Source organism: Nocardia sp. CNS-044, from assembly GCF_059570515.1.
The window spans coordinates 260,651-281,547 of sequence record NZ_JCANSX010000006.1 but is presented as its reverse complement, the minus strand read 5'-3'; the positions used below and the strand labels follow the sequence as shown (position 1 = coordinate 281,547).

Here is a 20,897-nt window from a genome sequence, read left to right as displayed (position 1 = left end):
TCGCCTCGGTTGGTCGCGCATCTGCGGGTGGTGCACGACGTTGCCTGGGAGGTGGTGGAGTGGGTTTGAGAGCGCTACGAGGGGGAGGAGTTCGATCGAGACGCCGAGTCTCGAGCGGGTGGGTTCGGGGGAGCCGTGGAAGATCTTTCTGGAGTTGGACAACGAGCTCGATCGGATCACGTCGACCGCTGAGTGGCGGCTGAGGTTTCAGTCTTCGTATCCGGTTCGTGGATAACGGCGACACCATTTCCTGGAGACATCTGTGGCTTCCCTACCCAATGCTATGACTCCGATCCCGGCACAGGGTGAGTAGTCCTTCGCGGACGCGGCGGCGTATCAGCACTACACGCCCTTGGCTGTCGATTTTGCCCGGTAGCTGATTCGCTGCGCATTCTCCGGATTCGAGGAGATGGCGTAGTTCTGTTGCGGCGGAGGACGGGATGAACAGGATCTTCCCGCCGAAGCCGAGCTGAATTCGTTCCGCGTCGACGCTTATCTCGTAGTCGACTTCGGGGCGCCGCTGCACCGGTGTGGTCTCGTCGATTCGAGACTCGGACTCGATGTCGATCAGTCGACCGGAGAGCGCGGGAAGCTGGGCGAGCCGGATCGAGCTTGCCGCGTCGTCGACGAGCGCCGCCGCGTCGATCCCATGGGTCAACTCGCTGAGAAGATCCCGAAACGCTGTGGTCGCATGCTTCCGCACCGAGTCGTTCGCGGCGAACCCCAAAGGGAGGGCCGCTCGGAACCGGACGTCCTGATCGATGCGTTCCTCCACGGCGGCCCGGATGAGGGTGGCCCACGTGGGCGGGTGTGCTCCGACCGTCAAATGCAGCGAGGTCGCGTCGGCGCTCACCGCATGGTGTGGAAATCCGCGTGGGATGTACAGCAGATCGCCGGGGCGCAGTTCCTGCTCGAAAAGCGGCTCGCCGGAAACATCGGGAGGCCTGCGCGATTCCCGCAGTGGGAGTTCTACTTCGGTATCGAACACGCTCCACCGTTTGACACCGGAGATCTGGAGCACGAAGACATCGTGGGTGTCGCAGTGGGTCGCGAAGCCTTGTGCGGATGGCGGCGTCAGATACGCGTTGACCTGAAATCGTGCGGACATCTGCTGTCCGAGGCACCGGCACAAAGCTGCCAGCGCCGGGAACGCACGTTCGAGCGCGTTCAGCAGAATCGTGGCGCCGGCGTGATGCAGGGCGAACACTGTTTCGATCGCTTCGTGATCGGACGTGGCGCCGAGTCCGATGCGATCGAAAGTGAGACCACGACCGTCGCTGATGACGTTGATCATCCGTTGGTGCAGTGCGGGCGTGGACAGGATCTGGTCGACGTCCGTCAGTGAGAACAGGCCGTCGTATACCTCGGTGCCCCGGTCGGTGACGACGAGGGGCCGTTGTTCCCAGTATTCGCGCGCGAAGACTTCGGTGTCGCTCGGAGACAGCAGATCGTTCAGGTCCACGGTGACCCCCGTAGGTGAATGACGCGACGTCGAACGGGCCTATCGCCCGCTCAAGGGTTGTTCCAGATGTCCCCGCCGCCGGGGCGGCCTACGTCCTGGCTGCCGTCCGTCGGCAGCGGCTGCGGGAGCGGCAAATCAGGTCGTTCGTCAGCGAAGTCCCACCGATCCTCGGGGTTTTGAATGATCAGCGTTGTGCCACCTTGGATCCGCGAATATCGGCGAAGTTCGGACGCGAGGTACGTGACCTCGATGTCGTCCTCGGTGATCGTGTGGTGATGTGTCGGCACCCGATCGGAATCGTCATCGCTGGTCACGTTCGGGGACGTGTCATCGCGGTCCGGCGAGCGGTCGTCTTCGCCCATGGCGTCCTCCCTGCGTGTCTCGACTTGCTGTTCGGACCGAAGTGAGTGCCACGTCAGCGTAGCGCCATCGCCGATCTTGCCGTGGGCAATTGTGACGTCCGTGTCGGAAGGCTCGTGCGCGAGCAGGGTGCGAGGTATAGGCCTGTCGTCTTTTCCCGGGGACGTTCGGGGGATACGGTGGCGCTCGTCAATCCTGATGGTTAGGGGAAATTCATGACACTGTCGCGTCGACGGTTCTTGGTTGCGTCGGCGGTCGGTGGGGCTGGGGCGGTAGTTGGGGCGCCGGTGGCGGGGGCTGCCGAATTGCGGGTGGTGGGGGCGAGAGATCCGGAGTATTTGCCGTTGGCGCTGCGCGGGTACAACAAGCGTTTCGTGGCGCGGCCGGAGCGGATCTATGTGCCGGCTTCGGCCGAGCAGGTGCGGGATGCGGTGGGGCGGGCGGTCGCGGCGGGGTCGCGGTTGGCGGTGCGATCGGGCGGGCACTGCTTCGAGGATTTCGTGGACTCGGCGCAGACGCGGTCGATCATCGATCTCGGGCGAATGAACGAGGTGCGCTGGGATGAGACGCACCGGGCGTTCTCAGTGGACGCCGGTGCGGAACTCGGTTCGGTGTACGAGGTGTTGAATCGGAGCTGGGGCGTGACGATTCCGGCGGGGATCTGCCTGGGCGTCGGCACGGGCGGGCACATGAGCGGTGGCGGGTACGGACCGCTGTCGCGACGGCTCGGGCTGGTCGCCGACTTTCTGTACGGGGTCGAGGTCGTCACCGTCGGCGCCGATGGGGCGGCCAGGGTGGTGCTGGCGACCAAAGATGGTCCGGATGCGGACCTTTGGTGGGCGCACACCGGTGGCGGCGGCGGCAATTTCGGTGTGGTGACGCGGTATCTGTTGCGTGCGCCGCTCTCCGATGGGGCCGATCCGGTGACGGCGCTGCCGAAATCGCCTGATGCGATGTTTAATTCGCGGGTGGTGCTGCCGCTGATGAGCGAGGCAGCGTTCGTTCGGCTGCTGGGGAACTATCTGTCGTTCTTCGAGCGCAACAATGCGCCGGGCAATCGGTTCGCGGGGCTGTACGCGCCGTTGAGTTTCCGGACGGTAGGCACAGGGTTCGCGCAATTGCTGGTCTTGTTGGATGCAGATTCGCCAGACGCCCGAGCGCAATTCGACGAGTTCCTCGGTGCGGTGCTCGACGGAGTGGACGCCATTCCGGTCGTACAGCCGGTCGCGCAGTTGTCGTATCCCGACACGGTGCGGCAGGTGTATTACCCGAAAGGTCTGTCGACGCCACGCGTCAAGGTGAAAGCGGCTTACCTGCGGCGCGCGTACTCCGAGGATCAGCTGCGGGTGTTCTACCGGTACCTGACGGATCTCGCTGTGCTCGGCGAGACAGAGGTGGAGTTCCTGCCCTTCGGCGGGGCCGTCAATGCCGTCGCGTCCGATGCGACGGCGATTCCAGCGCGAAACGCGTTCGCCCAGATGCTGATTCACGCCGCGTGGCGACTACCCGAGGGTGACGAGCAACATCTGCGGTGGGCGCGTGAACTCTTCCGCGAGGTATACCAGGCGACCGGGGGCGTACCGGTTCCCAACGCGGACAACGGTGGAAGTTACGTCAACTACCCGGACCCCGATCTGGCGGACCCGCGCTGGAACACCTCCGGTGTGCCGTGGCACCGCTTCTACTACGGCGACAACTACCCGAAGTTGTTGCGTATCAAGCAGACCTGGGATCCACGCGGGGTCTTCCAGCACGCACTGTCGATCGGTCGACCGGACTGGTGACAGCGGCGAACTCGGACGCTCGGCGAAACGCCTGCGCCCTGCTCTAGACGCTCGGCCTCCAACCGACCCTCAGGTAAGCGCGATCACCCGACACGGCCCCCCAGTCCCACCCGAATGCTTCGGCGCTCCGACAACCACCGTCGCACCCGAAGCGGGCGCCGCGCCGAGATTCGCCAGCATCTCCACCCCGTAGCGGCCCGCACCGAGAATCGCGGTGTGCGCGCCGTGATCTCGGCTGAGCGCGTGGTCCAGGCTCAGCGTGTCCACCCCGACTCCGACGACCCCGCAGCGCTCCACGAGGTACGCCGCGGCGTCGGGCGCGATGCCCGGTGCGTGCGGCACACCATGGGCATCGAGATTGAGGAAGGCGGCGGCATCGTGGATGAGGCGCTCCCAACCGGAATACATTGCGACGAAGGCCCGTTCGGGGATGCGGCCGTGTACGGACTGCCAGTTCTCGATGTCGTCGATGGTGAGTGCCGCGTCGGCGTCGCGCTCGGCCCGCGCGCTGATGTCGATAACCACCAGCGGCGCAACGAGATCCGTGACCGCCAATGCGTCGGTGGTCGCACCGCCCGGCACGCGATGGGCGGGCGCGTCCAGGTGGGTGCCCGAGTGCTCCCAGAAGGCGAGCGCGTTCTGGCCGAATCCGCCGAGCGCGTGCCCGGCGACGGGCACCATCGTGAACGGCGGACTGCCGGGCCAGGTCGGCAGTCGCGAACTCAGGGTGTGGGTGAGGTCGAGGACGCCGCGGGAGGGCGGGATCGCGCGCGCGGGCGGCGCGGTGGCGGCGAGGGCGGTGAGCCCCGCGGCGGCGAAGAGCGCGCGGCGGCTGGGCCGGGCGGCGTTCTCGTGGGCGAGTTGGACGATTCGCGGCGCGCACATGTCAGCGGTTCCGGATCTGCTGCATGGTGTACCTGAACTCTCGGCGAGCGGCGGCGCTCGCTAACGCGCGTGCTGGGCGGTGCCCTTGGACCGCCGACATCCGACGACCCAGACCGAAGATTACCGGTCCCAACCTCGACAGCTGGCGAACGTCCCTGCCGCTGGGCAGAATCGCGCCAATGATCGCCGACCGCCGTACCCGCGCCGTCGCGTCGCTGCGCGGGCTCACCGTCGGCGACGCGTTCGGCGGCTGCTTCTTCGTCCCCGACAACCTGCCCGCGCTGCGTGCGCGCGAATTGCCGCCGGATCCGTGGTGGTGGACCGACGACACCGAGATGGCCTGCTCGATCGTCGCCGTCCTCGAGCGCCACGGCCGCGTCGACCAGGACGCGCTCGCCGCGTCCTTCGCCGAACACCACGATTTCGACCGCGGCTACGGTCCGAGCGCCAACCGCATGCTGCGCCTCATCCGGCAGGAGGGCGGCGACTGGCGCGAGCTGGCGACCGCCTCGTTCGGCGGGACGGGCTCCTGGGGCAACGGCGCGGCCATGCGGGTCGCTCCGTTGGGCGCCTACTTCGCCGATGACCTGGACCGGCTGATCGACGACGCGGCCGCCTCGGCCGAGATCACGCACGCCCATCCCGAGGGTGTCGCGGGCGCGATCGCCGTGGCGCTCGCCGCGGCAAGCACGCATTTGCGCGGCGCTGATCTACTCGACGCGGTCGCCGCGCGCATACCGCCGAGCGCGGTCGGCGACGGGATCAGCGTCGCGCGCGACTTGCTCGACGCCGATCCCGCCGAGGCCGCCCGCGCGCTCGGCAACGGCCGCGAGGTCTCGGCTCCCGACACGGTGCCGTTCTGCCTGTGGATCGCCGCACGCTTCGACGACTTCGCCGAGGCGTGCTGGGCCACCGCGGGCGCGGGCGGCGACGTGGACACGACGTGCGCGATCGTCGGCGGCATCCTCGGCGCGCGCGGCGCGACGATCCCGGACGAATGGCTGCGGCGATGCGAGGAACTGCCGGACTGGTCGGGCGTCACGCTCGGCGGGTCCGCGCCGCGCCGAGGATAGTTATCGGCTGGCAATTCACCGGGCAGCGCCGATCCCGCGCCACCCGTCGAACACCGGCGCGCAGGTCGGTATAGTCGCCGCGGATGAGTAGTTCCGCCGCCTGTGATGTGCCGATGTCGTCGACCCGCCGGTTCGGGCGTGTGGTCTGGCTTGTGCCTGCGCTGCTCGTCGCGTTCACCGCGCTGTGTCTGACGCAGCCGCTCTGGCCGTTCAAGGAGATCACCGGCGGCTTCATCGACCTGCAGGTCTACCGTCTGGGCGTCGAAACGCTGCGCGACGGCGGCGACATGTACGGGCAACTCCCGCAGACGACGATCGGCATCGGACTGCCCTTCATCTATCCGCCGTTCGCCGCCCTGGTGCTCGCGCCGTTCGCGCTGCTGCCCTGGGACATCGCGGCCTTCGCCTTCTTCGTCACCTCGGTCGCCGCGCTGACCGTGACGCTGTACCTGGTCGCGCGGCGGGTCTGGCCCGGTGAGAATGCGCGGCGGCTCGCGCTGTTCGCCACCGCCTGCGCGGCGCCGCTGGCCATGCTGCTGGAACCGACCCGGGCGACGCTGGATTTCGGCCAGGTCAACCTGCTGCTGATGGCGCTGGTCGCGGCCGATTGCCTGACCGAGAAACCGAAGTGGCGGCGCGGCATGCTGATCGGCATCGCCGCGGCGATCAAGCTGACCCCTGCCGCATTCGTCCTGTTCTTCCTGGTTCGCCGCGACTACAAGTCGGCGATCACCGCCGCCGTCACCGGCGCCGCCGCGACCGCGCTGAGCTTCCTCGTGCTGCCGAGCACCTCGGTGAAGTACTGGTTCGGCGGCCTCGGCAACGTGGACGGTCTGAGCGGCTCGGCGTTCCACACCAACCAGTCGATCCAGGCGGTGCTCGCCCGGTTGCGGGTGCCCGAGCCCGCTTTCACCATCGTCTGGCTGGTGGTCGGCGCGGCCCTGCTCGCGTTGGTCGTGCTCGCGATGCGGCGCGCGGCCGACGCTCCCGCGCTCGCGCTGGCCATCAACGCGGTCTTCACCCTGCTGGTCTCGCCGATATCGTGGTCGCACCACTGGATCTGGATCGCGCCCGCGCTGTTCGCCGTGATCGGCTCCGCGATCCGGCTGCCGTGGCGGCGTGCGCTGGGCTGGTACGCGGTCGCCGCCGCCGTCGGTGCGGTCTTCGTCTACGGGCCGCAGAACTGGCTACCCAACGGCGAACAGCGCGAGTCGCTCTGGACGCCATGGCAGCACGTGATCGGCAATACCTACGTGTGGCTGAGTGTGCTGCTGGTGTTGTTGTTCCTGGCGACCTCCAGGCGCAAGGCGGCGGCGGTCCCACCGGCGCGAGTCCGGCAGGAAGTGTTCCAGCCGGTCTCGTAGCCGGTTCACATAGGCCGATCATCGGCATCGCGCACTAAAGCCGCCGACCCGACAACGCTGCCCGCCCGCTCGGCGACGACGAGCACCCGGTCGGAAACCCATTGCCGCCAGCGCTGATCGGGCCAGGCGACCGCATCTTCGAGGGTGGAGCCGAACGTGCCGGGCGGCGAGCCCGCCAGCGCGGCCAATCGGATCTCGCGCCCGATGTGCCAGTGCTCGACGGAGAGGTAGCGGATCGTGATCATCGGCGATCTCCGGAGCGGTGTTGGCGCGGACCGAGTTTGGCGCTGCCTACCGCCCGGTGTAGAGGAGCCGGGCGGGGCAGCCGCGATTGATTCAACGGGCCGTTCCTGAGCCACGAGTACTCGGTTCGATGAGAAAGCGCTGAGAATCGGCCCTGCTCAGGCCAGCGACGCCAGCCACTCGTGCATCCAGGACAGCGCTGTCTCGCCGCCGCCGACGGGGTAGCTGCCGTAGAGGGTGTGCGCCTCGGAGCGGTAGAACTCCTCGAGCTTCCTGCGGCGTTCCTCGTTGGCGGAGTCCGAGAGCTGGTTCTGCAACAGCGCGACGCCGCCGCGCGCCATCAGATCGTTGACGATGGTGCCGAATTCGAGCTGGTAGCGCCACATGTTGGCCAGATCGGGGCTGGAGCTCTGGGCCAGGAAACCGGCGAACCTGGTGACGAAGTCGTCGGCGGCGGTGGCGCAGTAGAGATCGCCGACCGCGCAGATCGTGCGGGTCTGCGGCGTGACCCAGCCGAAGCCACCCACCCGGGGACCGCCCGCGCCCGCGCCGCCGACCGGCGGGCCGATCAACGCGTCGGTGGGGGAGCGGCGCGGGTCGGAGATGAGACCGACCGCCGCGACGCGTTGCGGCGGCACCACGCCGAGCCCGGTGCCGATCTCGGCGGCCACGTCGCCCGCCGCGTCGGCGCCCTGGCTGTAACCGACCAGCGCGAGCTTGGTCGCGCCGCACTGGCGCGCCATCGCGGCGAGCAGACCGCGGGCGTTGTCGACGGCTTCCTTCTTGGACGCGCCGTACACGTCGCCCTCCCACGGGAAGGCGGTCGCGGCGTAGCTGACGTAGTCGACGCGCACCGAGGACGGCAGGCCGTCGGTCACTCCGGCGAGCATGCCGGGACCGGGCCGGTGCTCGTCGCTCTCCCAGGTGCCCGGAATCGCGACGACGTACATGTTCGGACAGCCAGGATCGGCCTGTGCCCCGCCGCCGACGGAAATGGTGGACAACGCCATCGCCGAGATGCCGATGACCGCACGAAGAAGTGTGGATCGCATGGTGCCGCTCCCCTTGCTGCACGCCCCGCCGGGGGCTTTCCCCTTGACGAATCCGCCCCCGCGGACGACCTCGGACGGCGCTGCCGGACAAAACCCGCGCACGGCCGGAGGGAAGGCGGAGCCAAGCCCGTGGGAGGCGGCTTTGAGACCACGGGGTCTCAGATGCATGCGAGAGTAGCGCAGATGTGGGACGGCACACAATTGGCCGGAATGGTGATACAGATCACCGAAGTCGAGGTTTTCGACCGGCGCCCCGCTCTCATCAGCGAATTCGGGCGACGGCTTCCGCTACTTCCGGCCAACGCTGCGCCCACGGCCTCGCCTTTTCGATTTGTGCTGCGACGCGCAGGATTTCGAGCTCCCCGTCGGGACGGCCGACCAGCTGGACGCTGAGCGGCAGTCCGGAATCCGACCAGCCCGCGGGGATCGCGGCGGCCGGGTTGCCGCACACGTTCCACATCGCGGTGTAGGCGGTCATCGGCATGCTGCGCAGGATCGCGTGTAGCGCGCCCGCGCCGTCCAGCCTGCCGACCGGCGGCGGCAACTGCGGCAAGGTCGGGGTGAGTACGAGGTCGTAGCGTTCGAAAACGCGGTGGACCCGGGCGGCGACCCGTTCGCCGTGGCGTTCCGCCCAGCGCAGCACCGGTTCGGGGGCGAGCACACGCGCGGTGGCCGCGAGCGTGCGAGTGCGGCGCTCGAGCAGATCGGGACGGTCGACGCGATCGGCCTCCTCTCTGATGCCGCCGAGGAACTGTGGGAAGAACGCGGGCGTGGCGTCGGGATAGTCGGGCTCGAATTCCTCGACGTGGTGGCCGAGTTCGGTCAACGTGTCGGCCATCGAGCGCAGCGCCGCGGCGCACTCGGGGTCGAGGCGGGTCAACGGCACGGCGGATCGCACCGACACAGCGATCCGCAAGGGGGTCGCGGGGGCGGTCGCCGAGAACGAGGTCGTCGTCGCGGGCGCGTGCCAGCGATCCCCGGCGACGCTGCCGCTGATGACGTCGTAGAGCAGCGCGCTGTCGGCGACCGACCTGGTCAGCACGCCGAGCGTGCCGAGCGCGCGCCACAGATCACCGTTGGGCGCGGTGCTGACCCGCCCGCGCTGCGGCTTCAAACCGAACAAGCCGCAGCAGGCCGCCGGAATCCGGATCGAGCCGCCGCCGTCGCCGCCGGTGGCCGCCGCCACCACGCCCGCCGCCACCGCCGCCGCCGAACCGCCGCTGGAGCCGCCCGTGCTGCGGGTGGTGTCCCAGGGATTGCGCGTGTAGCCGTGCGCCGCGGATTCGGTGAACGGCCAGGTGCCGAACTCCGGCATCGCGGTCTTGCCGACGATGATCGCGCCCGCCGCGCGCAGCCGTCGCACGATCTCCGAGTCGGCCGCGGCGGGGGTGGTCACCGCGGCGCCGCCGTAGGTGGTGCGGACGCCCGCGACGTCGACCTCGTCTTTGATCGCGATCGGCACGCCGTGCAGCGGGCCGAGTGCGCGCCCGGCGGCCTGGTCGTCGTCGCGGGTGCGGGCCTGCGCCAACGCTTCCTCGGCGAGCACGGTGACGAAGGCGTTGAGCCGCGGCTGTACGCGGCCGATGTGCGCGAGGGTCTGCTCGGTGAGTTCGACCGCCGAGATTCGACCGGTGCGGATGGCCTCGGCCTGGCCGAGCACTCCGGTGTACCGCGGTCGGTCGCCGGGTTGCTCGTTCATCGGATTCCCTCTCGTGGGGCCGGTGCGTTCACGTGGACGCACGTTCAGTTGTCCGATTAGATGACGCGCCCTGGGGAGTGTCAAGGGGATCCGCGCCGTTCACGGGTGATACTGGCGCGCGTGAACATGATCGCCGTACTGCGCCGCGTGCTCGCGGTCGTCGCTGTCGTAGGTTCCACCGCGGCGCCGATGGCGCTGACGCCGCCCGCGCAGGCCGGGCCGTTGACGGACTGCGGGTGGAGCAGAAGGATCGGCGCCGACACGCTGAACGTCGCGCTGCCCGACACCTTCGCCAACTACTGGATGGCCGCCGTCCCCGGGTTGCCCGCCGAGGGCCTCACCCTGCGCGGCCGATACCCGCACGGCCGGTACATCTCGTTCACCAGCTATCAGGGATCGCGGACCTTGGACGGCCTGGACGACCTGCGCATCGATCCGGATCCGGGCAGCGTCAACCCGTTCCGGCCCGGGGCGGACCGCGCCGCGACCGAACGCTCTTTCACCGTGCGGGTGCTGCCAGGCCCCCGGCCCGAGCGACCCGCGCCGAACACCCTCTACGCGGATTCCGGGGTGGCGCTGATCATCTACCGGGTCTACCGCGTGGACGAGGGACGCGATCCGCTCGGCGGGGAGCCGTTGCCAGAGATCACCGTGCACGGGGCCGACGGCCCGCGCGCGCTTCCGGCATGCACGACGGCCAAGGGGGCGATCGATACGTCTTCCGCGCGCCTGTCCGGCGGTCAGCAGCTGCCCCCCGGCGTGCCGGGTCCGGACTACCGCGTGTGGTCCAAGACGAGCGGCGACGGCGTGTTCGCCAATCCGGACAACACTTATCTCGCCTCGCACGTCGCGCCGCGAGCGGGACAGGTCGCGGTCGTCCGTGCCAAACTGCCGACGACTCCCGGGACCTACCGCGGCCAGGCGACCATGACGCTCGCGCAACTGCGGTACTGGTCGATGTGCTCGAACGAGCTTGCCACCACCCGTGTTTCGGCCTGTATCGTCGACGACGAGACGCCGGTCGACGAGCGGGGCTGGTTCACCGTCGTGGTGTCCGACCGCGCCGACCGGCCCGCGAACGCGACCCGCTATTGCGGCGTCGCGTGGTTGCCCACGGCCGGACTCACCACCACGCTGCTGATGCGGAACATGTTGCCCGACACGGTTTTCGCGCATTCCATCCAACGTGCGCCGGCGGACGATCCGGCCGCGGAGATGGGGGACTACTACCCGCGCACCGAGCTCCGAACGACCGCCGAGTTCGAGGGGATCGGCTGCGGAAACTGAGTTCCAGCGGTGTACCACGGCGCGGAGTGCGTCCTCGGCCGGAATGTTCAATTGAGACCGGTCGGTATTGACCGCGAAACACGCTGCACCCCAACGTTTCCGGGCTGAGCGCGGTAAGATTTCGACGGCGTTCTCGAACTGTCGCCGACATCAGAAGAGGGGTACGGCTGTGAGCATGATTCTCGCTACTGCACATGACGTGTACGGCACAGTGCTGGCCCAGGTCGGGAACCCGACACCCGAGGCCCCGCCCATCTCGGACAAGATTCTCCAGATGGTTCGCTATCTCACCTGGTTCGTGCTGCTCTCGGGTATCGCCGCCATCATCTACGCGGGTGGCCGGTTCGCCTGGGAGAAGTGGACGGGCGGCGGCCTCCAGTCGCCGAAGATGGTGGCCGGAGCCATGATCGGCGGCACCGTCGCCACCAGCGCGGGCACCATCATGAACGCGGTCGTCGGCTGAGACCGAGCCCGGCGTAGCTCAGACGGCGCGCCACTTGATGGAGCAGCCCATGCTCGGTCGCTGCGGCTCCGGCGCGGGCTTGCCTGCGCGCACCGCGGTGAGTGCGGCGCGCAGCTCGGAGCCGGTGACGGGTTTGCCGTTGCCCGGTGTGGATTCGTCGAACGCGCCGCGATAGGCCAGCAGAAGGTTCGCGTCGTAGAGGAAGAAGTCCGGGGTGCACGCCGCACCGAAAACGCGGCCGACCGACTGTGTTGCGTCGATGAGGTACGGGAACGTCCACCCGGCCCGTTCCGCTTGTGCGCGAAGGCCTTCCGGCTTGTCGTCCGGGTAGGCGTCCGCGTCGTTGGTGCAGATCGCCACCGCGGGCACGCCCGACGCGTCGATCACCGCGCCGAGTTCGTTCTCGAGGTGCTTCACGTACGGACAGTGGTTGCAGGCGAAGACGACCAGCAGTCCGGGACCGTTCGCGTAATCGGACAGCCGGTGCGTCCGGCCGTCCAGGTCGGGCAGCGCGAATTCGGGGGCGGGTGTGCCCAGCGGGACCATCAGGGATTCGAGTGCCATAGCTGCCTCCGTCCGGTTCCCTTACGAGGGTAATGCGGTCGCGGAGCCCGCGGGTGCTCTCGAACGGTCTGTCACGAGCGCGTCACTTCGTCAGATCGGCCGGATCGGTGTTGGCGCCGCACAGCACGACGCACACCCGCTCGCCGGGCGCGGGGCGGTACGCGCCGGAGGTCAGCGCGGCCATGGCCGTCGCGGCGGCGTGTTCGACCGCCAAGCGATGCTCGGCCCAGAGGGCCCTGCGGGTCGCGAGGATGTCCTCGTCCGAGACCAGCACCGAGACCGAGTCCGCCGAGTGGGCCGCGACGAGGGCCAGTTCGCTGACGCGCCGCGCGCCGAGCGCGTCGGCGGCCACCGAGTCGACCGCGACGTCGACGGGCGCGCCCGCCGCCAGCGCGGCGTGCAGCGCACGGCAGTTCCGCGGTTCCACGGCGACCACGCGGACGCCGTAATGGGCCGCCGCGGTCGCGATCCCGGCGAACAAACCGCCGCCGCCGACCGCGACGACGACGGTGTCCAGCCGGGGCAGCTGCCGATGGATCTCGGTCAGCAGGGTGCCCGCGCCCGCGGCGATGAGCGGGTTGTCGTAGGCGTGCGAGAGCAGCGCGCCGCTGGACTCGGCGAAGGCGTGGCAGGCCGCGAGCGCGTCGGCGTACTGCTCGCCGACCAGCCGGACGTCCGCGCCGTAGCCGCGCAGCTTGTCGATCTTCACCGTCGGCGCGGTGGCGGGCAGGAAGACCGTGGCGGGCACGTGCTGGCTGCGCGCCGCCCACGCGCAGGCCATGCCCGCGTTGCCGCCGGAGGCGATGGTGACGCCGGAGTCGGGCAGGCTGCCCGCCTCGCGGTGCGCCTGGAGGAAGTTCTGCGCGCCCCTGGCCTTGAACGTCCCGGTGTGCTGGAGGAACTCGAGGGCCAGCCAGTGGCCGGGCGACCCGTCGTCCTGCGGGTCGGTGGGCGCGAGGGTGACGGGTCGGACGCGTCCCGCGATGCGCTGGGCGGCCGCCTCGATGTCGTCGTAGCCAAGTTTCGTCGGGTGCGGGTCCATCGGGCTCCTCCGGCGTCGTCGGGCGTGAAGGCGTACCTCCGCTTCATCAGGCGAACGCGATCATAGTCAGCCGCGCGCGGCGCGAATTTCGCCCGCCGAACACGCGATTTGCCAACCAATTGCGCGAATACGGCGCGGATTACCGGTCGGCCAGGGGAGAAGCTGTCATGCTCTGTTTCGTTCGCTGGTCCGACCCGCTGCCGAGCGCACGGGATGAAGAGAGGTCGATCCGTGAAATCGAGTTGGATGGCGGTGCCCGCACTGTTGGCCGTCGCGGTATCGGGTTGTTCCGGAGGCACTTCCGCCGATACCGCGGCTACCTCGACCGCGGCACCGGCGAAAGCGGCGGGAACGACGACGGCCGCCGCGTCGCAAAACGTCGATTCCGCGGGAGTGCACATACCGCTCGGCGAGACGAAAACGGTGCCCATTCCGGCCGACGCGATTATGGAAATCAAGGTTCCCGCGGAATGGGGGACCGCCGTCGACAGCGTGCGCTGCGCGGTAACCGACAACAACGGTCGAAACGAGGACCTACGTTCGTCGGAGCCGAAGAAACAAGAGGTCGTCGCGGGCGCACGGTGGATCACACTGTGGACCTTCTCCTCGCCGCCCGCCACCGAGGTCACCGTCGGCTGCGTGGACGGGGACAACGCGGTCACCGCGGCCGAACTGCGCTACATCCGCGTCGTGCCGCGCGGGCTCGCGCCGAACTGAGTCCACGAGTGCCGCCCGCGCTACTTGCCGTGGGCGCGCAGCTGATAGAGGCCCTTGGTCACCGCGACGGTGTTGCCCTCGGCGTCGGTGACGACCGACTCCAAGGTGAAGTCCGACTTGCCGCGCTCGGCCGCCTCGGCCTCGATTCGCGCGATCTCCTCCTCCGGCAGCGTGGCCTCGGCGCGCAGCTGCGATTTCGCCATGCCGACGAACTTGATCTCGAAGCCCTTCACCAGCGGGTAGTAGGCGGAATTGTCGAACGTCGCCACGGCGATCGCGCCACCGAGCACCTCCGCGACGGTGAACTGGACGCCCGCGTAGATCACCCCGAAGTGATTGCCGTTGCCCTCCAGCGGCACCGTCGTCGCGGCGAACCCGCGGCGCACCTCGACCGCCTGGACGCCCATCTTCGCGGCCGCGGGGATGGTGAACTCCAAGGCGCCGTTGATGATGTCGACGAACGGAGGGGCGTCGTCGGTGCTGTTGTCGGTCATGCGGACCGATTCCTTTCGCGCGTGCGGTCCGGCGTGCCATCGGCCGCACGGCGTCCGCGCGCCTGCCCGCCGCGGACCTCGTCGTCTTTGATTCACCGGTCCCGCCCTCGGCGAGGGCGGGTGCCCTCAGATTAGGAAACGGGCGGTGCGCCGCGCAATCGCGGTTGTCGGCGCCGCTGAGTAGCCTCGGGACCGTGGGCGACGACGGTTATCGCGAGCGCCCGTCCCGACTGGACGGCGCGGTGCTGTGGACGCGCACCGTGACCCGCGTCGAGGAACCCCTGCCCGTCCTGCCGGACGGCTGTATGGACCTGCTGTGGCGGGACGGCACGCTCTTCGTCGCGGGGCCGGACACCACCGCGCATCCCGCGGGCAGTCCGAAGCCCGCGCGATACACGGGCTTGCGGTTCTTTCCCGGCACCGCGCCCGCCTTGCTCGGCGTGCCGGCGCACGAATTGCGGGACCAGCGCGTCGAATTGGCGAATCTGTGGCCCGCGGCGACCGTGCGAGAACTCGCGGGCCGGGTCTCGGACGCGCCCGACCGGGCCGCCGCGCTCGAGTCCATCGCGCTGCGCCGCGCGGCCGAGGCCGAGCCGCCCGACCCGCTGCTGCGCCGCGTCGTCGCGGCACTGCACGCGGGCCGGTCGGTCGCCGCGACCGCCGACGCCGCGGGCGTGGGGGCCCGCCTGCTGCACCGCCGTTCGCTGGCCGCCTTCGGCTACGGACCCAAGACACTGGCCCGCATCCTGCGCCTCCAGCGGGCGCTGGCCGCCGTGCACGCGGGCACACCGCCCGCCGATGTCGCGATCGCCGCCGGATACGCGGACCAGGCGCATCTGTCCCGCGATATGCGGGAGCTGGCGGGCATGACGCTGAGCGAGTGGGCGGCCCGCCGCGCGAGTGCTCGAGCGACCGACGCCTAGCGATCCGCGCGGTACGGCGATTTCCGGTCGACCGGCCGCGTGGTGCAGGACGTCGCACAGCGAGTTGCCTCGGCAAGGAGGCGTTCACCCGTCCGGCCAGGCGGCGCGCCGGGAAATCTCAGCCCAACGGCGCGTACAAATCGATCCCGTTGCCATCAGGGTCTTGGATGACGGCGTAGCGCTGGCCCCACGGCGCGTCCCACGGCTTCAGCTCGCCCTGGTAGCCCGCCGAGACAAGGTCGGCGTAGACGGAGTCCACCTCGGCGGCGTCGGCGCAGCGGAAGGCGAGGCCGATGCGGCCCGCGCTGGTCGGCGGCTCCCAGTCGGCGTAGAAGGAACGAACCGTGTCCTCGGTGTCGAGGGCGAGGCGAAGCCCGCCGGCGAGCTGGGCTTCGACGTGCGGCTGGGTTTCCGCGTCGGCGGGGAACTCCAGGCCGAGGCGGCGGTAGAAGGCCAGCGAGGCCACCATGTTCGAGGTGACGATGCCGATGAAGTCCAGTTGCGGTGTCATATTGGCAGCGTACGGGCGGCGAGTGGGTTCGGTCTTGAAGAAATCGGACACTCAGTGCGTCGGCGCGGGCACCAGTTCGGCGATGAGGTTCTCGACCAGGATGCGGATCCGGTCGCGGATAGTGCGGACCACCTCGATGGTCTGTCCGGCCGGATCGGGCAGTATCCAGTCGCGGTAGCTGATGCCGGGGAAGAACGGGCAGGCGTCGCCACACCCCATGGTGATCACCACGTCGGAGACGCCGACGGCCTCGTCGGTCACCTTCTTCGGCGTGTTGTCCGCGATGTCGATGCCGACCTCCGCCATGGCCTCGACCGCGACCGGATTCAGTTCGGCCGCAGGCGCACTGCCCGCGGACCTGGCCTCGATGCGATCACCGGCGAGAGCGGTCAGAAACCCGGCGGCCATCTGGGATCGGCCTGCGTCGTGCACGCAGACGAACAGCACACTGGGCTTGTGGGCCATCGGGACGCCTTTCGGTGGGGCAATGCTCGGGTGATGCGGTGGCCGGACCCGTCCGACGGCGCGGAATGGTCCCGGTGCGTGCCGTCCGGGAGGCTCGGGTCGAAACGCTGTCGTAGCGTAAGGGATACGGGCGATCGCCCGGCGAGGATGGGGCACCTGTGGGTGCCGCTTGATTCTGTTGTGCGCGTTGTGGCGGGGCATTCGCGCTGCTAGAGGCGATGGGCTCAGAAGTCGTTGCCGCGGTGGAGGAACGCGTAAGGGTAAGAACGGACCGGTCGGTCGGGGAACTCGGCTGGCGACAACGGGTCATCGAGAGCTCTTGCCGCGCTGGGTGAATGGGTCCTCCGAAATCCTGGCCATGCCTTCGCGTATCGAGCCGCGGCGTCGGAGGCAAACGCCACCCGCGGCGTCGGAGACGGACGCCACCATCGCAGAATCCGACGGCCTCATGTCCGCGGTCGTCGCGGAGCGCAATCCGAATCGCTCTCGTGGGCAAGGCGATTTCCGGCCACGTCGCCAATACCTAGCCCGGCCGGAACGGCAAACCGCCGCGACGTCCGTATGGCGTCGCGGCGGTCGGTCGCGCTTGCTCAGATCGGGCGCAGATCGATCACCTTGCGCAGCCGCGCCCGGTCGCGCTCGAGCCGCCGCGCCTCGTAGGCGATGGGGAAGTAGCGCACCCGCTCGGGCAGCAGGGGCACGATCCGCCCGATCAGCCAGCCGAGCACCCGCAGCTTGCGTTCGTCGGCGGCGGTCCAGGTGAGGCCGAGCTTGCGCCGCGCGGGCTCCGGCGTAGTGCCGACCGTGACGAAGTACTGCATCCGTCCGATCGGCGCGACAGCGGTGCGCCAGAGCGGCGCCAGCGCGCGCGGCAGCTGCTTGGGCGGCGCGACCGAGCGGATCACCCGCAGGTAGTCGTGCGCGGTGGGTGTTTCTTCCAGGTGGTTCTCGACCATGTCGTCGAAGAACTTCTCGAACGCGGCGTAGTTCTCCGGAACCTCTTTGGGCGCCACCGAGAAGTTGCGCATCAGCTGCAGCGTCTCCTGGTAGTACGCCTCCTTCTCGGCGTAGGTGAGGGGGCGGCGGCCGAAGTACTTCGCGCTCTCCGTGAACGCGAACGTTCCGGTGTGCAGCACCCAGGCCCACGGCCCGGAGGCCAGCGCCTTGTGCCGGACGCCCGCGGCGTCGGTGGTGTTCAGCGAGGCGTGCATCGCGCGCAGCCGGTCGGCCTCGGCGAGCGCCTCCTCGCCGCCGTAGACCCACATCATCACCGAGGAGAGACTGCGTACGGCGCGGCCCATGGGATCGGTGCGGAAGGTGGAGTGCTCGTCGACGACTGCGGAGATGGTCGGCTCCATGGTCTGGAGGAGGAAGGCGGATCCGGCGGTCAGCGAGAACGTGATCAGCCCCGTCTCGTCCCACATCCTGGTGCCCGGCGCGAAGGGGCGGCGTGGCGGCAGCTCCCGCGCGGTGGTTTCGAGTGCGGCGGACGCGGTCATTGCGATCTCCTTTGATCGACCCACTTCAGAACGATGAGATGATTATCATACCAATCTCTCATTCTCTTGGCGCGGCGGAATTCGTCCTCGCTTACGCTGGCTGCCATGAGTACGCAGTGGCGCGAGCGCACCGGCCGGATCGGCGTCCTCACCGGCGCGGGCATTTCCACCGATTCCGGGATCCCGGATTTCCGCGGGCCGCGCGGGGTGTGGACGAAAGACCCGATCGCCGAACTGCTCTCGACCTACGACAACTACCTGGCCGATCCGGATTTGCGGCAGCGCGCGTGGCTGGCCAGGCGCGACAACCCCGCCTGGCAGGCGACCCCGAACGCCGCGCACAAGGCGCTCGCCGAGCTGGCCGAGGCCGGACGCGCGGTCACGATCATCACCCAGAACATCGACCGCCTGCACCAGCGCGCGGGCTCGGCGCCCGAGCGGGTCATCGAGATCCACGGCAATATGTTCGAGGTCGTTTGCGTGGAGTGCGATTTCGAGACGAGCATGGCCGCCACTCTGGAGCGCGTCGCGGCGGGCGAGCCCGATCCGCCGTGCCCCGAGTGCGGCGGCATCCTCAAGGCCGCGACGATCATGTTCGGGCAGCAGATGGACCACCGCAGCCTGACCAAGGCCGCGCTCACCGCCGAGACCAGCGACATCTTCCTGGCCATCGGCACCTCGCTACAGGTCGAACCCGCCGCCTCGATGTGCGCCGTCGCCGTCCGCGCGGGCGCCGACCTGGTCATCGTCAACGCCGAACCGACCCCCTACGACGACCTCGCCACCGAAGTCGTCCGCGAACCCATCGGCACCGCCGTCCCCCGCTTGGTCGCCGAGATTCTCGGCGCCGAGGGGAACTGATCAGCCGACGGGGCCGAGGACGCGGTCGAGGTAGGGATTGGCGAAGCGGCCCTTGGGGTCGAAGCGGCGGCGGACCTCGGTGAAGCGGTCCCAGTCCGGGTAGCGCTCGCGCAGGGTGTCGGCGGTCTGGAAGTGGCGCTTGCCCCAGTGCGGGCGGCCCTGGTAGCGGTCGAAGATCTCTTCGCAGGCGCGGAAGTACGGCTCCCACTCCATGCCGCGGTACTGGTGCACGGCGATGTAGCAGGTGTCGCGGCCGCCCGCGGGGGAGAGGAAGGCGTCGTCGGGGGCGACCCAGCGCACCTCGATCGGCATCGGCGTCTGGAAACGGGCCGAGACCTCTTTGATCTCCCGGATGGCCGCGACCGAATGCTCGCGCGGGATGGCGTATTCCATCTCGGTGAACCGAAACAGCCTGGGCGAGGCGAACACTCGGTAGGAGCGATCCACCTGGCGGCGGTAGCTGCCCGCGTAGGCGGCGCCGCGGTGGATCCACGGGATCGCTCCGGCCTGCCATTTGCCGAAGCGGCACAGCGCGTCGAACGCGTAGTTGGACATGAGGATGTCGGCGAACCAGTCCATCATCTTGCCGCGCGGCTGCTCGGGCAGCTCGACGCGGTTGTTGCGCTTGGTCATCGCCAGCGGGCTGTGCGCGAACATGTAGAACTCGAAGTGCTCGTTGTCGTCGACATAGGAATCGAGATCGGCGAGCACCTCGTCCACCGGCACCGGTCGTTCGATGCCTTCGAGCACGAACGAGGGCACCAGCTGCAGCGTCACGGCGGTGACCACGCCGAGCGCGCCGACACTGACCCGCGCCGCCCGCCAGCCGTCGCGATCGTTCTCGGCGTCGACCTCGATCCGGCTGCCGTCGGCGAGCATCAGCTCGACGGAATGCAGTGCGGCGGAGATGTTCTGTAGGGTCGCTCCGGTGCCGTGTGTGCCGGTCGCGGTCGCGCCCGCGATGGTCTGCACGTCGATGTCGCCGAGGTTGGGGAAGGCGAGCCCGGCAGCATGCAGTGCGGTGCTGGCCGCGTTGAGCGTGATGCCCGCCTCGACTCGCGCCAGCCCGGTCGCCGTGTCGAGCTCGAGGACGCGGTTCATCCGGGAGAGGTTCAGCAGCAGCCCGTCGGTGCAGACGGTGTCGGTGAAGGAGTGACCCGCGCCCGCGACGCGGACCGTCTGTCCGCGGTCGGTCGCGCTCGCCAGCAGCTCGGCGAGTTCGTCGTGGTCGCGCGGGGTCGCGATGCTCGCCGGTGCGCAGTGTTGATCGCCGGCCCAGTTCACCCACGAATTGGTCATGCGTCCAACTTTAGGGCATCGACTGTGACGCGCGCTACCCGAGCTCGGTTTTTCGAATTACCTGCGACGTCCCAGGCAGGCGTGCGCCTTCGCGGCTTCGACGTCTTCGTCGGTCAGCGGCGGAACGAGCAGCGGCATGCGCGGGATGGATTCGGCGCGCACCCCGTTCAGCATGATCGCGGCGTAGCGCTGCCAGACCTCGGAATCGACGGGCTTGGCGAACTCGGCGAGCGCGTCGACCATGTGGATCAGCGCGAAGAAATCGCTCGCCTCGATGTCGGGCTGCAGCGACCCCGCGTCGCGGGCTCGCTCGATGACGGCCGCGACGGTCGGCTTGATGCGATCGCGCAGCGCCGCGAAACGCTCGGGATCCTCCTCGAGTTCGAGCATGACCTCGCTGAACCCGCGATTGTTCGCCAGGTGCTGGCAGGCGTACTCGAAGAACTGGACGAGTCCCAGCCACGGGTCGGGATGCTGCGCCGCGTCCTCGGCGGCGACGGCGAATTCGCCGATGTGCTGCTCGAAGACCTCGGCGATGAGCTCCTTCTTGTTCGCGAACCGCCGGTACACCGTCCCCACGCCGACACCGGCCTTCTCGGCGACGTCGTCGAGGGTGATCTCGAGTCCGTGGTCGGCGAACAACTCGCGCGCCGCGGCGACGATGCGCTGCTGATTGCGCGCGGCGTCGGCGCGCAGGCGTCGAGGCGGAGAAGGGGCAGTGGCGGGATTCACACCCCCATGCTAGCAACGACCGGGATTAAGTGGAGGCGTTGTCTCCGTTAACGTGATAGCTTCTATCGGTAAGCGGAGATATTACCTCCGCATCGTCGACCTGACTTCGAGGGGACCT

The 20,897-nt window shown here is 69.0% G+C and carries 22 protein-coding genes; 8 read left to right on the top strand and 14 right to left on the bottom strand.

Annotation, left to right across the window (positions count from 1 at the left end):
* Window positions 1-271 precede the first annotated feature (271 nt).
* Together T333_RS09940 and T333_RS09935 are read right to left on the bottom strand one after the other, a co-directional pair.
* The gene (locus tag T333_RS09940) at window positions 272-1,294 is read right to left on the bottom strand and encodes a cupin domain-containing protein (protein WP_496424294.1); all 1,023 of its coding nucleotides are present in this window, start codon (window positions 1,292-1,294) and stop codon (window positions 272-274) included.
* A gap of 218 nt (window positions 1,295-1,512) precedes the next feature.
* Window positions 1,513-1,824, bottom strand: coding sequence for a hypothetical protein (locus T333_RS09935; RefSeq protein WP_357256899.1), 312 nt, complete (start codon window positions 1,822-1,824; stop codon window positions 1,513-1,515).
* A 213-nt stretch (window positions 1,825-2,037) separates the two neighbouring features.
* Between T333_RS09935 and T333_RS09930 the strand changes: the two genes are divergently transcribed.
* Entirely contained in the window at window positions 2,038-3,606 is a 1,569-nt protein-coding gene (locus tag T333_RS09930) for an FAD-binding oxidoreductase (protein ID WP_496424293.1), read from the top strand.
* A 69-nt stretch (window positions 3,607-3,675) separates the two neighbouring features.
* Here the strand turns inward: T333_RS09930 and T333_RS09925 are convergent, their stop codons facing one another.
* On the bottom strand, window positions 3,676-4,491 hold the full coding sequence (locus T333_RS09925; RefSeq protein WP_355003824.1) for a cyclase family protein: 816 nt from the start codon (window positions 4,489-4,491) through the stop codon (window positions 3,676-3,678).
* Window positions 4,492-4,670: 179 nt separating this feature from the next.
* Here T333_RS09925 and T333_RS09920 point away from each other — a divergent pair, with 179 nt between their 5' ends.
* Entirely contained in the window at window positions 4,671-5,564 is an 894-nt protein-coding gene (locus tag T333_RS09920; RefSeq protein WP_496424292.1) for an ADP-ribosylglycohydrolase family protein, read from the top strand.
* Between the two features lie 83 nt (window positions 5,565-5,647).
* Window positions 5,648-6,928, top strand: a complete 1,281-nt coding sequence (locus T333_RS09915) for a glycosyltransferase 87 family protein (protein WP_355003822.1) — start codon at window positions 5,648-5,650, stop codon at window positions 6,926-6,928.
* A 5-nt stretch (window positions 6,929-6,933) separates the two neighbouring features.
* Here the strand turns inward: T333_RS09915 and T333_RS09910 are convergent, their stop codons facing one another.
* From T333_RS09910 to T333_RS09900, 3 genes are all read right to left on the bottom strand, one after another.
* Window positions 6,934-7,173: a hypothetical protein gene (locus T333_RS09910; RefSeq protein WP_496424291.1), complete on the bottom strand. Its 240-nt coding sequence runs from the start codon at window positions 7,171-7,173 to the stop codon at window positions 6,934-6,936.
* Between the two features lie 156 nt (window positions 7,174-7,329).
* Entirely contained in the window at window positions 7,330-8,223 is an 894-nt protein-coding gene (locus T333_RS09905; protein ID WP_496424290.1) for a cutinase family protein, read from the bottom strand.
* A 262-nt stretch (window positions 8,224-8,485) separates the two neighbouring features.
* Window positions 8,486-9,922, bottom strand: a complete 1,437-nt coding sequence (locus T333_RS09900; RefSeq protein ID WP_496424289.1) for an amidase — start codon at window positions 9,920-9,922, stop codon at window positions 8,486-8,488.
* A 120-nt stretch (window positions 9,923-10,042) separates the two neighbouring features.
* On the opposite strand from T333_RS09900, the gene T333_RS09895 reads away from it, so the two are divergent.
* Together T333_RS09895 and T333_RS09890 are read left to right on the top strand one after the other, a co-directional pair.
* Window positions 10,043-11,209, top strand: coding sequence for a hypothetical protein (locus tag T333_RS09895; RefSeq protein ID WP_496424288.1), 1,167 nt, complete (start codon window positions 10,043-10,045; stop codon window positions 11,207-11,209).
* 175 nt (window positions 11,210-11,384) lie between these two features.
* Window positions 11,385-11,672: a hypothetical protein gene (locus T333_RS09890; protein WP_355003957.1), complete on the top strand. Its 288-nt coding sequence runs from the start codon at window positions 11,385-11,387 to the stop codon at window positions 11,670-11,672.
* Between the two features lie 18 nt (window positions 11,673-11,690).
* On the opposite strand, the gene T333_RS09885 is transcribed toward T333_RS09890, so the two are convergent.
* Together T333_RS09885 and T333_RS09880 are read right to left on the bottom strand one after the other, a co-directional pair.
* Window positions 11,691-12,236: a thioredoxin family protein gene (locus T333_RS09885; RefSeq protein ID WP_496424287.1), complete on the bottom strand. Its 546-nt coding sequence runs from the start codon at window positions 12,234-12,236 to the stop codon at window positions 11,691-11,693.
* Window positions 12,237-12,318: 82 nt separating this feature from the next.
* Window positions 12,319-13,278 (bottom strand): threonine/serine dehydratase, encoded by a 960-nt coding sequence (locus tag T333_RS09880; protein WP_357256879.1) that lies wholly within the window; start codon window positions 13,276-13,278, stop codon window positions 12,319-12,321.
* A gap of 231 nt (window positions 13,279-13,509) precedes the next feature.
* Here T333_RS09880 and T333_RS09875 point away from each other — a divergent pair, with 231 nt between their 5' ends.
* The gene (locus T333_RS09875; protein ID WP_355003815.1) at window positions 13,510-13,995 is read left to right on the top strand and encodes a hypothetical protein; all 486 of its coding nucleotides are present in this window, start codon (window positions 13,510-13,512) and stop codon (window positions 13,993-13,995) included.
* 20 nt (window positions 13,996-14,015) lie between these two features.
* Here the strand turns inward: T333_RS09875 and T333_RS09870 are convergent, their stop codons facing one another.
* Window positions 14,016-14,489, bottom strand: coding sequence for a YiiD C-terminal domain-containing protein (locus T333_RS09870; RefSeq protein WP_357256877.1), 474 nt, complete (start codon window positions 14,487-14,489; stop codon window positions 14,016-14,018).
* Between the two features lie 194 nt (window positions 14,490-14,683).
* Between T333_RS09870 and T333_RS09865 the strand changes: the two genes are divergently transcribed.
* Window positions 14,684-15,412 carry a helix-turn-helix domain-containing protein gene (locus T333_RS09865; RefSeq protein WP_496424286.1) on the top strand — a complete coding sequence of 243 codons (729 nt, stop codon included), beginning with the start codon at window positions 14,684-14,686 and terminating at the stop codon, window positions 15,410-15,412.
* A 118-nt stretch (window positions 15,413-15,530) separates the two neighbouring features.
* Here T333_RS09865 and T333_RS09860 read toward each other — a convergent pair whose 3' ends face one another.
* From T333_RS09860 to T333_RS09850, 3 genes are all read right to left on the bottom strand, one after another.
* On the bottom strand, window positions 15,531-15,923 hold the full coding sequence (locus tag T333_RS09860; protein ID WP_355003812.1) for a VOC family protein: 393 nt from the start codon (window positions 15,921-15,923) through the stop codon (window positions 15,531-15,533).
* 51 nt (window positions 15,924-15,974) lie between these two features.
* A complete protein-coding gene (locus T333_RS09855; protein WP_357256873.1) occupies window positions 15,975-16,388 on the bottom strand; it encodes an arsenate reductase ArsC in 414 nt (137 codons plus the stop codon).
* A gap of 590 nt (window positions 16,389-16,978) precedes the next feature.
* Window positions 16,979-17,887 (bottom strand): oxygenase MpaB family protein, encoded by a 909-nt coding sequence (locus T333_RS09850; RefSeq protein ID WP_355003810.1) that lies wholly within the window; start codon window positions 17,885-17,887, stop codon window positions 16,979-16,981.
* 105 nt (window positions 17,888-17,992) lie between these two features.
* On the opposite strand from T333_RS09850, the gene T333_RS09845 reads away from it, so the two are divergent.
* Window positions 17,993-18,748 (top strand): SIR2 family NAD-dependent protein deacylase, encoded by a 756-nt coding sequence (locus tag T333_RS09845; protein WP_355003809.1) that lies wholly within the window; start codon window positions 17,993-17,995, stop codon window positions 18,746-18,748.
* On the opposite strand, the gene T333_RS09840 is transcribed toward T333_RS09845, so the two are convergent.
* Window positions 18,749-20,047 carry a D-arabinono-1,4-lactone oxidase gene (locus T333_RS09840; protein ID WP_355003808.1) on the bottom strand — a complete coding sequence of 433 codons (1,299 nt, stop codon included), beginning with the start codon at window positions 20,045-20,047 and terminating at the stop codon, window positions 18,749-18,751. It abuts the gene before it with no gap.
* Window positions 20,048-20,104: 57 nt separating this feature from the next.
* A complete protein-coding gene (locus T333_RS09835; protein ID WP_355003807.1) occupies window positions 20,105-20,779 on the bottom strand; it encodes a TetR/AcrR family transcriptional regulator in 675 nt (224 codons plus the stop codon).
* Between the last annotated feature and the right edge of the window lie 118 nt (window positions 20,780-20,897).